Origin of the sequence: Rhodococcus sp. IC4_135, assembly GCF_011602025.1 — a bacterium.
Taxonomy (GTDB): domain Bacteria; phylum Actinomycetota; class Actinomycetes; order Mycobacteriales; family Mycobacteriaceae; genus Rhodococcus_F; species Rhodococcus_F baikonurensis.
Genome location: NZ_JAAOLG010000117.1, coordinates 1 through 804 on the forward strand (window position 1 = coordinate 1; position 804 = coordinate 804).

Annotated in this window: 1 protein-coding gene; it reads left to right on the top strand. The window is 60.3% G+C overall.

Annotation, left to right across the window (positions count from 1 at the left end; all coding sequences use genetic code 11):
- Positions 1 to 804, top strand: an 804-nt coding sequence (locus tag G8767_RS35240) for an AMP-binding protein (RefSeq protein WP_166814286.1), incomplete at both ends; no start/stop codon positions are given.

Consider the following 804-nt stretch of genomic DNA (forward strand, 5'->3'; position numbering starts at 1 on the left):
TCGATCGTGGTGTGGATTCGACGTTGTCGGCGTGGTTCGATGATGCTGCTGCGCGGTTTGGTGATCGGGTTGCGGTGCGGTTCGGTGGCGAGTCGTTGTCGTATGGTGAGTTGTCGGTGCGGGCTAATCGTTTGGCGCGCAGGTTGATTGCTCAGGGTTGTGGTCCGGAGTCGTTGGTGGCGGTGGCGTTGCCGCGGTCGGCGGATCTTGTGGTGGCGTTGTTGGCGGTGGTGAAGTCCGGTGCGGGGTATTTGCCGGTGGATCCGTCGTATCCGGCTGATCGTGTCGAGTTCATGTTGGCCGATGCTGCTCCGGTGGCTGCGATTTCGTGGTCCGGGCGTGAGTTGGTGTTGCCTGTTGGTTTGCCGGTGGTTGATGTCGACGCGGTGGATGTGTCGGAGTTCGATGGTTCGGTGGTGACGGATGCGGATCGTGTTGCGCCGTTGCGGTCGTCGAATGTTGCGTATGTGATTTACACGTCGGGTTCGACGGGTCGCCCGAAGGGTGTGCAGGTTCCGCACACGACGGTGGCGAAGTTGTTCGCGAATACCGAGGGTGTGTACGGGTTCGACGAATCCGATGTGTGGACGATGTTCCACAGTTATGCGTTCGACTTCTCGGTGTGGGAGTTGTGGGGTCCGCTGTTGTACGGCGGCACGTTGGTGGTTGTGGATTATGTGACGTCGCGGTCGCCGGAGCAGTTCTTGGAGTTGCTTGCTGCTGAGCGGGTGACGGTGCTCAATCAGACGCCGTCGGCGTTCTATCAGTTGGCTGAGGCTGATCGGTTGGCGTCGGAATCCGGTC